Source organism: Pararobbsia alpina, assembly GCF_902859895.1.
In the GTDB taxonomy this organism is placed as follows: domain Bacteria; phylum Pseudomonadota; class Gammaproteobacteria; order Burkholderiales; family Burkholderiaceae; genus Pararobbsia; species Pararobbsia alpina.
Map to the genome: position 1 here is coordinate 49582 of NZ_CADIKM010000006.1, position 14466 is coordinate 64047.

Genomic DNA, 14466 nt, shown 5'->3' on the forward strand with positions numbered 1-14466 from the left:
TGACTCTACCCGCTAGGTTTGGTACACTCGCCGGCATTCATCGGAGCAAAGCATGCACTTCAGCGGCAACCGTCTCACTGCGCTCTACCTTGCAACCGGTCAGCGTGTCCTGATCGCCGCAGCCGTATGCACAGTTTTGGAAGTGGCGCTTCCCGCCGCGAAACGAGATTCGTGGGGATCGAGGCTGCGCGGCCTTCTGAACTGGGCGACCTACCTCGCCGTCGCAACTCTAACGTGGGGGGCTGCCACATTAGGTTTCGAGTGGATCGGTCTGAAGCCAATCTTGCACATCGACTTGGGTTCGTTGCTTCACGCCAAAAATCCTATCGCGCATGGCGCATGGGTTATTTCTGCCGCCGTGATAGTCGCGATGATCGGGGATTTCTTCTACTACTGGTTCCACCGGATGCAGCACAGCATCGGCTTCTTCTGGCGCTTTCATGCGGTTCACCACTCGATCCAGGAGATGAATGCGTTCAACTGCAATCACCACATCACGGAAGACTTGATGCGGCTCCCTTTCGTCGCTCTTCCGTTGACGCTCATGCAGTTCGACTCGGGCGCTGTGCCTGCGATCGCCATCTTCCTAATCGGTCTTCAACCGGTCTTTGAGCACTCATCTACTCGGCTGCACCTAGGGCCGTTCCGCTATCTCATCGGTGACCCGCGCTTTCATCGCATTCATCACTCAATCGAGCGGCGGCACTGGAACTGCAACTTCGGATCGTTCACGACGGTGTGGGACTCGCTTTTTCGCACCGCCGTTTTCCCTGAGCGCGGCCAGTGGCCGGAGGTTGGTCTCGAAGATCAGTCGGAGCCGAGAACGCTTCGGGACTATATACTCCGCCCCTTTTTGAGCGACAAGGCCAAACCGTCCGGCACGGCTGAGCTTAACGCTGCCGGATGATCCGCTGCGCGCCCAATCTGATCAGATTCAGGTGGGCGCCAACAAATACTGCTGAACAGTGACCGATTGAGCGTTGTAGTACGTTTCCCACAGCGCATCGCTCGTATCAACTAGGCCTAGATTTGCCCACACCTTAGGGTCTTGCGGAGAGGCGAAAACACTCTGGATCGTCTGGTCCGTTGAGTCTTCAAACTGAACGTTTATTTGCATGAAAGCACCCTAGAAGATTCGATAGCTCGTAATGGCTGCTGTCACTACCCACGTGCCGCCAGCCGATGCTGTTGTCGTAAGAAATACAGTTTGCGCGGTCTGCAGCATCAAATCTCGGAACGAGGAAGTATTCGAAGATCCACCGGTTGTGTTCGAGATCGTGTTACCTACCGCGCCAATCGGAATCGCTGCCGATGCAAGGGTAATACCGGCCGTCCCGATCGCTGTGATAGTCGAAGATAGCAGCCCAGAGATGTACTTTGCATTGGGCGGCACGACCGTCGCGATACTCGTCGACTGATTGGTGACGACCGAACTGGCAGTCACCGCAGTCGAGCCCACAATGCTGAGTGCGCCATCTTGTTGAAACCCCGCCACGAACTGCGTGCTTCCATTGAGCGGCCATACCGAGATCAACCCCGTGCAGATCCACCCGCTCGGCGGCGCTGCGCCCACATTCGGCAGCGGCGAGTTCGCGTTGGCGATGTAGGCGCCCTGCGCGCCTGTCGTCGGGTTGAATGCGGCATAGATGCCAGCGAACCCGTTTGCCGCCAATGCCGTTCCGACAACCCCGCCAATCCCCGTCGCCACGGTCGAGACCGTCTGATTGAAGTTCGCGAGCAGGAACGATTGGCCGCCCAGAGCGGACTTCACCGCCACCTCATCGGCCGTGATCGTTAGGCTCGTACCTGCCGCCGCAAGATAGGCTCGCAGATTTCGAGCATTCCCGACAAGACCGGTGACTTGCTGAAGCTGCACCGCCTGCCCTGGTGCTACTGCGGGGGCTGTTTGGAGGGCGCCGCCTGTGCATTCGATCAGCACCCACGAGGTGATGTCCTGACGCCAGATGAGGTTTGCTCGACCATTCGCGACGAGTTCACCGCCCTGCAATGCAGCGTGAGCAGCGCCGACCACGGGAGCCGCAGCGATAACGCCGGGGTTCGGGGTGAAGGTCGTAGCGCCCGTATTGGCCGCGGCGATCTTGACCCAGACATCCATTCCATCGACGGGTGTCGCAACGGGGATCGGGAACTTGGCCTGAATCGTGTTGGCCGAGCCGCCGTCGATGCCGTACGTCAGATTGCTCGTGAGAATCGATTGCAGCAGACCGCTCGGCAGGACCGGTGCGCCCGTGTACTGCGCGATGTTCGAGCTCGTGAGCGTGGTCGCCCCGAATGGCACTGTGACGACCCAAAGGCCGATCCAGCCAGTGTCAGGAGATGGCGTGACTTGGGAGCCGGTCGTCGCTGCGGTGCCGGCCTTGATCTGGTAGGCGACGATGCCGTCGCGCCAGTTGTTGCTAGTCGCGCCGCTGTCGTTGGGACCGGACCACGGGGTCGCAGGAGTGGCTGCATTATAAAATTGTAAAACGACAGGGGAAAGCAAACTGGTGGGGTCGAGACTGAGATCCAGATCTTGATATTGAGCCTCGATCAAATAGTTGATCGATTGGCCGGATGTTCCCGGGGCCGCGAATGTTGCGGTGGTATTTGTGCCGAGTTGGATCCCTTGTTTAAGTATCGAGTGCGCGGTATCTGCGGGCAGCGTGCCGCAGTTGGTTGCCTCAAGCGGTGCCGTTTGATAAATCTCCCCGGGACCAATTTGCAGGGCCATAGTTGCGGGGCTGGTCGGCGTGCATGCAAGTCCGCTGACTAGACCGTTGCTGCCGAACAATGCAGAGCAGACTTTGGCGATGCCCGTCATTGTGTACTGGGCTTGAGCACTGAACAAATATTCGTAAACTTGCTGCCCGATGTATGTCTCGACGCGTCGCATGGCGCACCCATAAAAAAAGCCCGCGCTTGGCGGCCTTAGAAGAGAGAAGCCGCACTAGGCGGCTGTGTGGTTTTTGGTGGTGGGCTAGTTACCGGCGCATTTGGCCTATTTAGACGCCCAACAGTTGTACGCGTAATTGTGGTACAGCGTGGCGCTTCCCCATGCTGGGATAGTGAGGGTCGAGCACATGCGCTGGGCTTCCCCGCCGCCGCTCGCATTTAGCGTGAGCGCAGTGCTGCTACCGTTTCCTGGCACGAAGATCCGCAGTTCTCGACCAGCCCAGTTGCCGAGGATATCGTTCACCGTAAAGGCAGAGGTGGTGACCGTCACATTCAAGCAATCAGACGATGCCGGAGCCGTGATGCTCGCCGCGGCAGCCACGGTTGCGCATGTCTGGTTGACGCCCAAATTGTCTTTAACGATGACAACATCATCGCCATTAACTCCGCCGCTTGCATACGGCGTATAGCTAATGGGGGTGTACCCGCCCGATTGCACGTCGCTGAAGTCGTTGCCGATAATGGAGATTTGGCCATTCCCAGTGGGGTGGGCAATCGACAGCGCTAAGCCTACTTGAGTCGGGGTACTTCCTCCTGGGCCGCAGTTCGATCCGATCCGGTTGTTGTTCACCAGCACATGCGCCGCGTAGGCGAGACTGAGATTCAACGCTACCTCGCCCGTGCCAGCCGCGCCCGTCGAACACAGGGTGGAGTTGACGATAGAGAAATCGTTCGGCCCGCCCTGGCCTTGCTGTACGTTCATGATCGGCACAGTTTGGCCAGAGCCGCCATGCGCGATGATGTTGTTGAATGTGATGTGGTTGCAAGAAGTGTTAGCGGGGCAGCTCGCGTAAATTGCGGTCTGATTGCTGGTGCTTGCGGCCCATGCCGCATCGAATGAGACGAACTGCACCGCACCACCAACGCTCGCCCCGCTCGGCACGTAAGGCGCGATTTCCAGCCCATACAATCCGCTTTGATCTCCCAGAACTCCGTGTGCGCGAAGGCCCACATTTTGGTTCTGTCCGCTGATCGAACCGGGAATGAGCGCCATCCCGATATGACACCCTAATGGACCGTTGTCCGTGCCTTCGTAATTGACCGCGCCGTCCGCCAGGAGGAATCCGATGCCATTTGCCTGGCTGGTCGAATTGATGCATAGGATGGCATTGTCATAGTAGTTATTGCCGGTCGTGTTTGCATAAACCGTATTGCGCCCATTCGCGATCCCGGCATCCGCTGGGTTCACGATGGTGTTGTTCGCGATCAGGTTGCCGTCAGCCGCCGTGCCGGCGCCGCAGCAATTTGAGCTTGCGCCTGTACCATCGATAGCAATGCCGTCATACGGGTGCAGGATCGTGTTGAATGCGATCGTCCACCCGCTGATGTAGTGCGACGCGTCCACCGGCGCGAGCTTGACCGCCGCTCCAGCGGTAGCCGAGGTAGCCGCATTGGCCGCCGTCGTGGCCGTGGCCGTGCCCGGCTGAATGCAAACGCCGGTCAATGTCCCGGTCTGAGCGTTAAGCACGAGTACATCGGTATTGCCGGTCGCCAGGATGCCCCACGCGCAGTAGCTCTGCGTGTTAGTCGAAGCCGTCTGCCACACGCCATAGCGGTACGGCCCCACGATCTTGAGCGGGGTCGACACCGTAAGCGGCGCAGTCGTTTTGTAGAGATGCTGCGCGTCGAACAACAGCGGGATTTTGGCGGCCGCGGTCGCATTGATCGTGCTCTGGAGCGCCGTCGTGTCGGTAGCCGTTCCATTCCCAGCCGCACCAAATACCATCGCCGTCACGCCTGACGCTGGCGGGCTCCAATTCCAGCAACCGCCCCCAGACGCGGGAACTTGGCTACCATTATCCCCAGCGCCCGAATTGAGCGAACAGGCGGACGAAGACCAGACGTAGTCCATCTGCCCGCCGTCGCCGGCTGCCGTGTAGCCGTCACGGTGAATCGCCGTGAAAGCCCCAAGAACCGTCGTCGTGATGCTTTGTAGCGCCGCCTGATTCGATACGTGCGTCAGGCGGTTTAGTAGACCGCTCGAGACGAACTGGGTCGTCGCGGCATTCGAGCTGCTGTCGCCGGCAGGTTGAGTGGGAGCAGTTAGCGCAGACAGGCCGGTGATCGTGCCGCCTGTGATGGCGACGCTGGGAAGTGTTGCTGCGCCTATGAGCGAAAGACTTTGCGCAGTCAGCGGGCCTGTGAGCGTGCCGCCGGTCAAAGACAGTTTTGCGGCCAGAGCGCTGTTAAGCTGCGCCGCAGTGAGGATCTGGCCGGGCGTGAATTGAGCGTGGGCGGCAGCGCTCACGAGCAACAGCAGTACTGCAAGGAATCGTTTCATCATCATGAAATCGTCGCGGCGTCGAGAATGAATGTTTGATCGAGTGTAAAGGGCGGAATGCCGTAATTCGTGATGCACACACCGATGTTCGTTGCGATCGGCCGGCAAGCATTGATCGCGGCATAAATGTCCGCATCCGAAGCCGCCGTGACCTCCGCCGCGAGCGAGCCGGTGTACCCATGAGATAGCGGTGTCGCGAGCGCCGACCATGCCGCTGCATTCGAATATGCTGCACCAAGCGAGCCACCGGCGACCTGCGGCCGATACGCCGTAATCAGCGCACTGAAGGGGCAAGCGATCGATCCCATACGAGCGACACCGCAGAAGCTCGCAACACCCGTGTTCGCGCCGAGGCAACCTGTGTCCAGAGGTCTAGCAGGCTCGAAGATGATCGGGGCATTCCCGGTCAACTGGGTGAGCATGCTTTCCATCGCGGGTCGCGTGACGCGCTTCTGGAAGATCGCAAGCTGGATCCTGGCGATATAACTCGCGCCCGACTCACCCTGCTTGCGCGGCAGGCTCGTTCCGAGGAAATCAGATGCCCAGATATCGATCCATCCGCCCGACGATGTCTGTAGGCGCGTTTGCGCCCAGAAGAACATGATCAGGGTGTACATGATCGACAGCGCCGAAGCGATGCCGTTGAGGACGCCATTCAGGATCTCTGCGAGCGCGAGATCCCCGAACCATCCCCGTGGCAGATAGGACTGAAGCCTCGAAACGATGTCCTGCTGGTCGCCCTTCGCCATTACGACACCGTGATTGCGCCAGCACGAAATGACTGCTGGAAGGTGATGGAAAGGTCTGCCGTGCCGCCATTGACGAGCACGCCGGTGACGTTCGTTACGCCGGCTACCCCGTAAGCCTGAGTGGCAATGTTCGAATATGGCAACGTGGCGCCGTCCGATGTGGTCGCAATGCTGTTGACGTATGCGCTGATTGCCGCCTGAACGAGTGCCGCAACAGTCGAATGCACGAAGCCTGAGGCGGTCGTGATCGTCAGCGAAATCGTGACGTTAAGTTGATTCGGCGCATGCACCCCGTAGGTCGAACACAGCGGGCGCACGGCTTCAATGGCTTTGGATGCGTTCGCGATCTCCGTCGACGTGGCCGTGCCGTTGCCATCGTTGATGATGGCCGTGAAGTAGCCGTTCTGAGATTGACCGTTGTACTGCCGGTTCTCCGCGATGATCCCGGTCATGCCGATTTGCACGCTAGCGATTGCGTTGTAGACCGCTTGGAGCGTGCCAGCATCAAGGCTTGCGATGAAGAGCACGAAGCGCGCGCGGGCGGCAGCGTCGGACTCGGCGGCAGCGCCATTCGTTACCGCTGCGGCATTCGATACATAGTCGACACCGGAAATCGCGGTGCCGAGCGTATTCAGCGCGCCGAGCGAGACATTCCCTGCAGTCCCGGGCGTCGAGCACTGGACCGTGACATTGACGCTCGCTTGACCAGCGGGCAGCACATAGCCGTTCTGCGCTGCGCTATAGGCAGCATTCGTCGTGTCGGCAATGGCCGTGAACTGAACCGTTCCATCCGCCGTCTGCGCGATCGCGCCAACAGAGATCAGCGCCTGATTCGTCGGCGTGAACCGTCCGAAGGACTCTTGCGTGGTCGCCGCTATAGCAGGCAGACGAGCAAAGCCAAACTGCGCGAACCAGCTATCGAGGTCCGGCCCGTTCGAGGTCGCTGCGCGCGTCAAAGCCGCGACCTGAAGAATCAGGCCCTGAAGCCAGAGCGCTACGCCGGCCGTCGCTTCGTCAATCGCAAGCAGGACGGCGCCAACCGTAAAGTCGACCAGCGACGCCGCAGCGCCCTGTACTGCTGTCGCGAAATTCGAGACTAGCGAGCTAAAGGATTGGGTATTGAGGTTCGCCATTTATGGTTCTTGCGAAGTGTCGAACTGGACAAACTGCGGCGTCGCCGTGTTGGCGTCCGTGTACTGAATCGTTGCGCTAACTGCGTTGTTGGTTTGCGTCAGGCCGATCTGCGGTGCGGGCTGCCTGGCGACCGCCTGCTCGAGCAACATCTGGCCGCGGATCAATGCGGTCGTCGCCGGCACGTTCCCGGGCGAGCCCACCTTGCGCGGAACGCCTGCGCCGTAGGTTGGATGCCATGTGTAGTCGGGCGATGCGACAACGCCGCCCGCCGTATTCAGCAATTGAGGATTGGTGAGAAGGCGCCGATAGACGCGCTGCACGCCTGTCGTCGGCTGATCGGCAAGCAATAGATCGCCCGAGGCAGAGACACTTAAGTCGCCACCCCAATAATGATTCAGGTCTGTCATCAGCCGCCCTTAACCGTGCTCGTGAGTTGCGCGCCCGACATCTGCTGCGTAGGGGGCAAGGAATTGCCGCCTTGGGGGTCCGGGTGCGTGTGACCGTTGAACAGAGCGACAAACGCAGATGTCACGAACTGAAGGAGCGTTTGACCGGTCGCGCCAAGGCTGATTGAAGGAGCCGTGACGGTCGCTGTGCCTGTGGCCGTCACCGATGCGTTTGCAGCGGTCGTGCTGGCGTTTCCTGTCACGCTTGCCGTCATATCCCCGGCTACGATTGCATTCAGGTTGCCCGCGGTATTCACGTCGACATCGCCACTCGTGACTAGCTTGACGAAGCTGCCGGTGGAATGAAGCGCCCAAATCTCGCCGCTCGGCACAGGAATCGCCTGTTGCGCGACTGAGAAAATGCGCGCGACGATCGTGCCGGAACTGAAATCGCCGTGCTCATAGATGACGAGCACCTGATCGCCAATCTGCGGGCCGACAGCCACGCCCCAGCCGTTGCCAATACCGATCGCGCCCATCGGCATCCAGTTCGATTCGGTGTTTTCCTCGCCCGGGTCGGTCGGCTCGAGTGTGACCTTGACCGAATGCGTCGACGCGTCGTAGCTGCTGACCGTGGCGAACCGCGGTGCGGACTTGTCGTTGCCGACCATGCTGGCTTGCTGGCGGATCGCATTTGCAAGTCGAGCCATACTCATACGATCACCGTCGAGTCAGGTGCGTGATTTTTAGCGCTGATGGTCATCTCATATCCGCCGTCGAAGTTCATCGAGCGACTGATGCTGTCGGGGAAATACTGCTGATCGAATGCCGTTCCCGTCCCGCCGAACTGAATGATTGAGGTGATATCGAGATTGTTGTCGCCGGGCATCGTCAGCCCTTCGATCTTCATCTCATGCGCGACGAGCTGGTCATACCAACTCTTTGCGCGCTGAATCGCCTGCTCTTGCGTGAGGTTCGGGATCGTCTTCGAGTAGATCTGGCCGCCTGCCCCGACAGATGAGGATCCGACCTTGATCGTCCTTACGTTCGACGGATACGAGACCACGTACCCCTTGGCGAACTTCTTGTTCCACGAGCGGATCTTGACCTGAATGCCACGGGAAACCGTCAGTGCGCGGGTCAACTTGATCGACTCGAAATTCGCCTTCGGGCCGGAAGTCGTCGATACCGGCTGCCACACGATTTGATACGGCATGGTCGCGGTCGGGTCCGGCGCAGGTTGAAAGTAAAGCGTCTGCCCGCGGACCCAGACTTTGAAGTTCTCGAGATCGGCCAAATAGTTGAGCAAGTCCCATTCGGACCGCTCGTCGGCCACGTTGACGTGATCAATCTCGTAATACTTGCCTACCTGCGTGGTCGTTGCTGTGATCGCTGAGCTCAGCCCGTGCGCCCGCGCCAACTGCGCGGCGATCTGGCTCGACGTCTGATTCGGCCACTTCTGCGTGGTCTTGGTATCGATGAATACCCGCGTGAGGTCGCGGCCCGTCACTTCGATAGTGTTCGTGACCGGGTCAATCTCGATCGCATCTACCTGCCCATAGATCCAGCTTTCGAGGTCGGCCGCGCTGTACAGCAATGGGTTGCTCGGAAAGCCGATGAACAACTCCACGAACATGTCCTGCTGATTTGAAAACCAGATGGCATTGCGGTCCGATGGCAACAACGCCCCAGCAAACTTGCAGCGGAACGTGTCGGCCGAATAGAACGAATTGTTTTCGAGCTCAAACTCGACCCACCCTGTAATCAGCGCACCACTATCTCGGTTCCCGTTGGCATCGACCGAATACACCTTCACCGCCCCGCGCGGCTGTCGCCCGGTCGGCTGGAGAAAAGAAGTCATGGTGAATTACGAGGCGAGAATGCCGCCAGTCGTCTTCGGGTTGTATGGCGGGATGACGAGCGTGTTGATGCCAACCAGTGTCGGATCCGTGAAGCCGTTCGCGTTTGCGATCTGCGTCCACGCGGTCGGATCGCCATATTCTTTCGCGGCGATGTCGTACAGGTTGCCGCCGCCGACCGTGACCGTGCGCACGCTCGAATTGACCTGGCCGAGGTTCGTTTGCATGCGGCCGAGTAGCGCGCCAATCGAGATGTAGTTCACCTGTAGCGTCGTGGCGTTCACGATGGATGAAAACACGCCCACGTTCTGCAGCACCGGCAACGAAGGCAGGACACCGCCTGGAACGCCCACACTCGCCAGTATTTGATCAACCCCACCGATGGCGGACGTCAGATACGAGACCGCCTGATGAATCGGCCCCAGCACAGACGCGATCGTGCTCAACGAGGCGCCGACGAACGTCTTGACGCTTGCCGCCGCCGACGAGACATTTGCCATCAATCCCGAGAGCGCGCTGTCCCCCGTCGCAGCGGTCAGCGTGTTGGCTGAGTTCAGGTCGCCATTGATCAAGTCGTCCGCATTCGGCTGCGGGTCGATGTAGACGGGCGCCGTGAGGTCTTGCAGCACCTCGCAGGTGATCCGGTACGGGATCCGCGCGAATCGATAATCGGGCTCGAAACTGCTGATGTAGACGAGCAGGTAAACCTGATCGAACGACAGTGCGACCGGTACGCCGGCATCCTTCATCTGCTGGATGGCCTGTGCTCGATCAAACGGCGACTGACCGTCCTGCGTCGGAAAGAAGATGCCCGACCATTCAGCCGGCCGCGGGTCGGCGCCCATCGCGTCGATGACGCGCACGCCGCCGACCAGTTTTTTAACCGAAAGTCTCTGCGAGCCACCGAACGGGATGGACTCCGGAATCTCCATGTCCTGAAAGGTGAAGTCTCCAAGGGCGAGGGTGATGCTCATAGAAGCTCCGGCGAATTCGATGGAGATGTATGCGGGCGCGCTATCATTCAGTTATTTCGTCCGATATCGCCATGAAAATGAGAGACGTTTTCGGCTTTTTGCTTTGCATTTCGGCCATTCCGGCAAATGCCAAACCCGCTCTACTCCCCAATTACGTCGCCTGCCAGTCGCAGGAAGCGTTGCGGCAGATGGGACAGGCCATACGCAATCACGATGACAACGGTATTCGGTACCTGTCGCGTCAATGCACGCTGACAACGTCTCTCAAAGGAAGGCCGTTTTCAGTGATCGATTCGACTTTGCTCGGCGAGACCCGAATCCGTGTTTATGACGGGAGTGCTGCGACCGAGCTATGGACGCCGAGCGAGGCTGTTGAAGGGCGCTAGTACTTCAGACCCGGCATAGGCAGGCTTACGCCCGGATCGATGCCGCCAGTGTTGGTGGAAAGGCCGGTTTGTTGCGCCAGATAGCCAGCGACGTGCTTGCCGACCTTCTTGCCGTCGAGATAGACGTCGCCAACGGTGCCGCCGCCAGCGTTGCCCCCGCCACTCGCAACAGAGCTATCGGCGTGCCCCGGAGTCTTGGAGCCGGTGAAGTGGCTCCAAGCTTGCTTCGTGAGATCAACAATCATGCCGCCTGGGTCGACCACTCCGCCGTCGTGCGCCGCGATAGTCCCGAGCGCCTTGATTAGATCGGGGTGGTCGGAGGCGAAGCTGTTAATGCTCCGCAAGAGGGCGGTGCCGCCATTCAGCATGTCCGTTATCGCGGGCAGCATATGCTGGCCGAATTCGTTCTTGAAGTCGGTCCATGCGGCAGTAAAGTTATCTTCTGCTCCGCTAGCTGACTTCTTATACGTGCCGATCACGTCATCCGAGCCCATCGCACCCTGGGCGAGCTTGTAGTCCCGTATCAGCTGAAACTGCTGCGTCGTCATGATCGACGCTTGATTCGACGCGGTGCGGTTCGACAAAACGTCGTTGACGACCTTCAGGACCTGATCCTGCGATGTGATGCCTTTCTTGGCGAGCGCTGGCAGCAGCACTTCGTCCATCCACTTGGCCGGATCGCTTTGCAATAGCGAACTGCCTTGGATATCCGTCATCACCAGCGACTTCATCGGCTTGCCGCCAACGGATCCGTGTTCCTGCATCTGCAGCGTAGCGAGACCTAGATCCTGCAACAGACCCATCGTCTTCTTCGGCGTGCGGCCGGCGACGAGGTTCTGGTAGATGCTCATCATCGAGGTTGCGGCACGCGCGCCGCCCTGCTCGATCATCAGCCCTTCCATGTGCATCAAGCCCTCGTCGCTCAAGCTTCGAAATGCCGTGCCGCCTTGCTGCGAGAAGTTTCCGAGATCCTGAAACTTCAGGAATCCGCCCGATCCCGTCACCAGCCTTTCAGCCAGATTCAGGTTCCGAGTGAACGACGCCTCATCCTTGGTGCCACCGCGCCGGTCGATGAATTTCATCAGGCTCTTGAGCCCTTCATCATCCATTCCGCCGAGCTTGTCGCCGTAAATCGCTGCGTTCGCCTTGCCGAGCGTCACCAACTGCGGCGTGAACCGTTTCACCTCGTCGAAGTTGTTGAACAGGCCGGCCGATTCGGCCATCGCGCTCATCAACTCAGTCTGCGAGACGCCATACGCCTGAGTCGCATGAGCGAACTTCTCCGCCTCTGCGTTGACTGCATCCCCAAGGTTCAGCGCCTTGAAACGCATGGTCGCGTCTTGGTAGTCCTTGGCGCTCTCGTAAAACTGGTGCCCGACATACGCAGCAACGAAGCCGGCTGCGGCTGGCACCATTAGGCTATCGGCCAAACCCATGCCGACGCCGCCGATGCCAATACCGTGCGATCCTGCGTGGATGTTGCCGCCATGAAGACCGCCGCGTCGACCGCCATGCCCGCCACCTCCGCCACCACCACCCCCGGGAGGAAGCATCGGAGGTATCACACCGCCACCGCCCGGAACCCGTGACCAGCGCATGGCGTTAAGACGAGATTCGAGCCGGACCGCTTCCGCATTGGCTGCGATCAACTCCTTCTCGATGCCCAGACCGCCAGCCGGAATCGAGCCTTTGATGCTGCCGAGCGCTTTTTCGGCCAGCAATGCTTGATCCTTAACGCCCTTCAAGCCGATATCGAGCTTGCCGGCAGCCGCAGCCAGATTCCTGACGCCCACGACTTCCGCGCCCATCTTTTGCAGGCGCTTGTTGACCTGAAGCGCGAGCGCGTCGACCTTCTCGAACTGCTCCGACAGCTTCATCAACTGCGGCGTGATGAGGTCGGTCAGCTTGAGCGTGGTGCCAATCGAATAGACGTCAATCATTTGGCGTTACACTCATGTTCTGGAGGTCAATATGGATTTCATCTACCGCGCACACGAATGGCTGGCAGACCGGATTTCATGGGTTCAATACCCGAAACCGCGTGTGCGGAGCGTCAGCGGCCACGCGCTCGGGTTTAAAGCGCGGTGGCAAACGAGGCCGCCGATGAACAAGGCGTTCGCCATATGTCTACCGACGTTGCTGCTGTTCGTCTCGGATATCGGCGTCTATCTGTCGATCGCCAGCGTGATATTCCTGTTCGCCTACTTCAATCGCCGCTGGTAATGCGCGGCTTGCGCCATCCCATGCCGGCGAGCCATGCAAACATCGTCTTACCGATGATGGCTCCGACGCGCTCCCGGCTGTGAAGTGCGGCAGCACCCAATACCGCGCGAGGCGGCTGCTTGCTGGTTCCGATATCGAACCAAACGAGATTCTGATCGTTTGAGCCGATCGCAGCCTCGGCATCAATCACCGTGCGCTCGACCGACTTCTGCATCTCGCCCGTGCGAAACCCGGGGTCGTTCTCCGAGAATCCAAGCCGCGCGCGCTCCTGCTGCGTCCTGTCGGCCAATTCTTCCCATGCCGGGTAAGGGCCGATCGCGCCTTGGTACTCGCCTATCATCCCCTTCGCGGTCTTCTGGATCTCTTCAGCCGCCTTGTCCGCAATGTGATGCGTGACTTCCGGGCCAGCAATGGCAAGACGCTCAAGGTGCGCCGCGAAGGCAGCGAAGCTCTTGAATTCCGTCATGTGCTGGCCTCGAAGGTGCGCGATGCGAAGTTGTACTTCTTGCCGGTCGCCATCTCCGAGAAGATGATTGACCAAGCTGTACGCTTCACGTTATCGACGGAAAACGCCACATCAAACGGCACGTTGTTTTGGACGAGCCACAACGACTGCCGAATCGGTGTGGCGTTAACTATTTTTTTACGGCTTCATCGCCCTCGCCGTCTTCGTCTTGCGGGAAGCGTTCGGCAATCCCCTTTTTGATGGCTGCAAAGCCTTCTTCACCAAGACGGGAGATCAATGCCCGCATCTGCGCCTTGTTGCTCGGCGCAGGAGCGATGACGCCGTCGATCGAGACGACATAGATCGCGGGGATGCACATAATCCGGTACACATCGTTCTTCGCCAGATCGCCCAATGCCTCGATCAGGTCGAACTGAGCCAGCACATCGGGCTTTTTCAGCACGAGAGTTCGTCCGCGCTCGTCCTGCACCGAAAACTCTGCCTGCACGTCCTGTATGACGCGCTCGGACGGCGTCATGGCCTGCAATTCGCCGCCATGCGGCTTGACTGTAACTTTGGTCATTAGCTGATCTTGATCCGTGTGCCAGCGTCAAACGTGAAACGCTGGGTTACCTTGTCCTGCCCCTTGTACGTGCCGGAATCTTCCGGATACAGCGCCACGTCGAGGAACTGGAACTGCGACACCGAGCCATCGAGCTCATTGATAGTCTGGGTGATGATGACGGCAGTCGGCGGCAACTGCGCGTAGTAGCTCGCCTCAGCATCAGCGAAATACGCGTCGAATGATGCGTCCTGACGGTCGATTTCGAACGTGCCCGAGTGGCCATCCGGAACCGGACGATGCTTGATGCGCCCGTTGATATCGACGCTCTTGAGCTTGACCATTCCCGGCTTCGATTCGAAGCTGGTAATGCCATTGATCGTGACCTGGCCGACGCTCGAGTCGAAAACCGTGACCTGCGCGCCGTCGCGGCCTACGTTAAAGCTATTGATGCCCATTTACGGCTCCAGAAATGAAAACGCCCGCGCGAGGCGGGCATTGGATGCGGTAGAAGC

The 14466-nt window shown here is 59.4% G+C and carries 15 protein-coding genes; 2 read left to right on the forward strand and 13 right to left on the reverse strand.

The annotated features are described in order from the left end of the window. Positions 1 to 52 precede the first annotated feature (52 nt). A complete protein-coding gene (locus HV670_RS08770) occupies positions 53 to 907 on the forward strand; it encodes a sterol desaturase family protein (RefSeq protein WP_175104384.1) in 855 nt (284 codons plus the stop codon). Between the two features lie 219 nt (positions 908 to 1126). On the opposite strand, the gene HV670_RS08775 is transcribed toward HV670_RS08770, so the two are convergent. The 8 genes from HV670_RS08775 to HV670_RS08810 form a co-directional block, all read right to left on the reverse strand. Beyond that, positions 1127 to 2893, reverse strand: coding sequence for a hypothetical protein (locus HV670_RS08775; protein WP_175104385.1), 1767 nt, complete (start codon positions 2891 to 2893; stop codon positions 1127 to 1129). Between the two features lie 105 nt (positions 2894 to 2998). Beyond that, positions 2999 to 5239 carry a hypothetical protein gene (locus HV670_RS08780; protein WP_175104386.1) on the reverse strand — a complete coding sequence of 747 codons (2241 nt, stop codon included), beginning with the start codon at positions 5237 to 5239 and terminating at the stop codon, positions 2999 to 3001. Then, complete coding sequence (locus HV670_RS08785) at positions 5236 to 5982, reverse strand: hypothetical protein (protein ID WP_175104387.1); 747 nt, start codon at positions 5980 to 5982, stop codon at positions 5236 to 5238. The genes HV670_RS08780 and HV670_RS08785 overlap by 4 nt, the downstream gene beginning before the upstream one ends. Next, on the reverse strand, positions 5982 to 7115 hold the full coding sequence (locus HV670_RS08790) for a baseplate J/gp47 family protein (protein WP_175104388.1): 1134 nt from the start codon (positions 7113 to 7115) through the stop codon (positions 5982 to 5984). The genes HV670_RS08785 and HV670_RS08790 overlap by 1 nt, the downstream gene beginning before the upstream one ends. Then, positions 7116 to 7523, reverse strand: coding sequence for a phage tail protein (locus tag HV670_RS08795; protein WP_175104389.1), 408 nt, complete (start codon positions 7521 to 7523; stop codon positions 7116 to 7118). Beyond that, the gene (locus HV670_RS08800) at positions 7523 to 8212 is read right to left on the reverse strand and encodes a phage baseplate assembly protein V (RefSeq protein WP_175104390.1); all 690 of its coding nucleotides are present in this window, start codon (positions 8210 to 8212) and stop codon (positions 7523 to 7525) included. Before HV670_RS08800 ends, HV670_RS08795 begins: the two co-directional genes overlap by 1 nt. A 2-nt stretch (positions 8213 to 8214) precedes the next feature. Then, positions 8215 to 9363, reverse strand: coding sequence for a hypothetical protein (locus HV670_RS08805; RefSeq protein WP_175104391.1), 1149 nt, complete (start codon positions 9361 to 9363; stop codon positions 8215 to 8217). 6 nt (positions 9364 to 9369) lie between these two features. After that, positions 9370 to 10335, reverse strand: a complete 966-nt coding sequence (locus HV670_RS08810; RefSeq protein ID WP_175104392.1) for a LysM peptidoglycan-binding domain-containing protein — start codon at positions 10333 to 10335, stop codon at positions 9370 to 9372. Positions 10336 to 10364: 29 nt separating this feature from the next. Between HV670_RS08810 and HV670_RS08815 the strand changes: the two genes are divergently transcribed. After that, positions 10365 to 10721: a hypothetical protein gene (locus HV670_RS08815; protein WP_217478392.1), complete on the forward strand. Its 357-nt coding sequence runs from the start codon at positions 10365 to 10367 to the stop codon at positions 10719 to 10721. Here HV670_RS08815 and HV670_RS08820 read toward each other — a convergent pair. The 5 genes from HV670_RS08820 to HV670_RS08835 all read right to left on the reverse strand — a co-directional run bounded on the left by HV670_RS08820 (position 10718) and on the right by HV670_RS08835 (position 14409). Next, a complete protein-coding gene (locus tag HV670_RS08820; protein ID WP_175104394.1) occupies positions 10718 to 12529 on the reverse strand; it encodes a phage tail tape measure protein in 1812 nt (603 codons plus the stop codon). The genes HV670_RS08815 and HV670_RS08820 overlap by 4 nt on opposite strands. Positions 12530 to 12927: 398 nt before the next feature. Continuing rightward, entirely contained in the window at positions 12928 to 13410 is a 483-nt protein-coding gene (locus tag HV670_RS08825; RefSeq protein WP_175104395.1) for a hypothetical protein, read from the reverse strand. Then, the gene (locus tag HV670_RS30545) at positions 13407 to 13553 is read right to left on the reverse strand and encodes a hypothetical protein (protein ID WP_217478393.1); all 147 of its coding nucleotides are present in this window, start codon (positions 13551 to 13553) and stop codon (positions 13407 to 13409) included. Before HV670_RS30545 ends, HV670_RS08825 begins: the two co-directional genes overlap by 4 nt. 26 nt (positions 13554 to 13579) lie before the next feature. Next, on the reverse strand, positions 13580 to 13972 hold the full coding sequence (locus HV670_RS08830) for a hypothetical protein (RefSeq protein ID WP_175104396.1): 393 nt from the start codon (positions 13970 to 13972) through the stop codon (positions 13580 to 13582). After that, a complete protein-coding gene (locus HV670_RS08835; RefSeq protein ID WP_175104397.1) occupies positions 13972 to 14409 on the reverse strand; it encodes a hypothetical protein in 438 nt (145 codons plus the stop codon). The genes HV670_RS08830 and HV670_RS08835 overlap by 1 nt, the downstream gene beginning before the upstream one ends. Positions 14410 to 14466 lie beyond the last annotated feature (57 nt).

What these genes read in the sequence shown, in the direction of transcription:
- HV670_RS08770 (WP_175104384.1), top strand. Translation starts at nt 53, where the DNA reads ATGCACTTCAGCGGCAACCGTCTCACTGCGCTCTACCTTGCAACCGGT.
- HV670_RS08775 (WP_175104385.1), bottom strand. Translation starts at nt 2,893, where the DNA reads ATGCGACGCGTCGAGACATACATCGGGCAGCAAGTTTACGAATATTTG.
- HV670_RS08780 (WP_175104386.1), bottom strand. Translation starts at nt 5,239, where the DNA reads ATGATGATGAAACGATTCCTTGCAGTACTGCTGTTGCTCGTGAGCGCT.
- HV670_RS08785 (WP_175104387.1), bottom strand. Translation starts at nt 5,982, where the DNA reads ATGGCGAAGGGCGACCAGCAGGACATCGTTTCGAGGCTTCAGTCCTAT.
- HV670_RS08790 (WP_175104388.1), bottom strand. Translation starts at nt 7,115, where the DNA reads ATGGCGAACCTCAATACCCAATCCTTTAGCTCGCTAGTCTCGAATTTC.
- HV670_RS08795 (WP_175104389.1), bottom strand. Translation starts at nt 7,523, where the DNA reads ATGACAGACCTGAATCATTATTGGGGTGGCGACTTAAGTGTCTCTGCC.
- HV670_RS08800 (WP_175104390.1), bottom strand. Translation starts at nt 8,212, where the DNA reads ATGGCTCGACTTGCAAATGCGATCCGCCAGCAAGCCAGCATGGTCGGC.
- HV670_RS08805 (WP_175104391.1), bottom strand. Translation starts at nt 9,363, where the DNA reads ATGACTTCTTTTCTCCAGCCGACCGGGCGACAGCCGCGCGGGGCGGTG.
- HV670_RS08810 (WP_175104392.1), bottom strand. Translation starts at nt 10,335, where the DNA reads ATGAGCATCACCCTCGCCCTTGGAGACTTCACCTTTCAGGACATGGAG.
- HV670_RS08815 (WP_217478392.1), top strand. Translation starts at nt 10,365, where the DNA reads ATGCGGGCGCGCTATCATTCAGTTATTTCGTCCGATATCGCCATGAAA.
- HV670_RS08820 (WP_175104394.1), bottom strand. Translation starts at nt 12,529, where the DNA reads ATGGGCGCGGAAGTCGTGGGCGTCAGGAATCTGGCTGCGGCTGCCGGC.
- HV670_RS08825 (WP_175104395.1), bottom strand. Translation starts at nt 13,410, where the DNA reads ATGACGGAATTCAAGAGCTTCGCTGCCTTCGCGGCGCACCTTGAGCGT.
- HV670_RS08830 (WP_175104396.1), bottom strand. Translation starts at nt 13,972, where the DNA reads ATGACCAAAGTTACAGTCAAGCCGCATGGCGGCGAATTGCAGGCCATG.
- HV670_RS08835 (WP_175104397.1), bottom strand. Translation starts at nt 14,409, where the DNA reads ATGGGCATCAATAGCTTTAACGTAGGCCGCGACGGCGCGCAGGTCACG.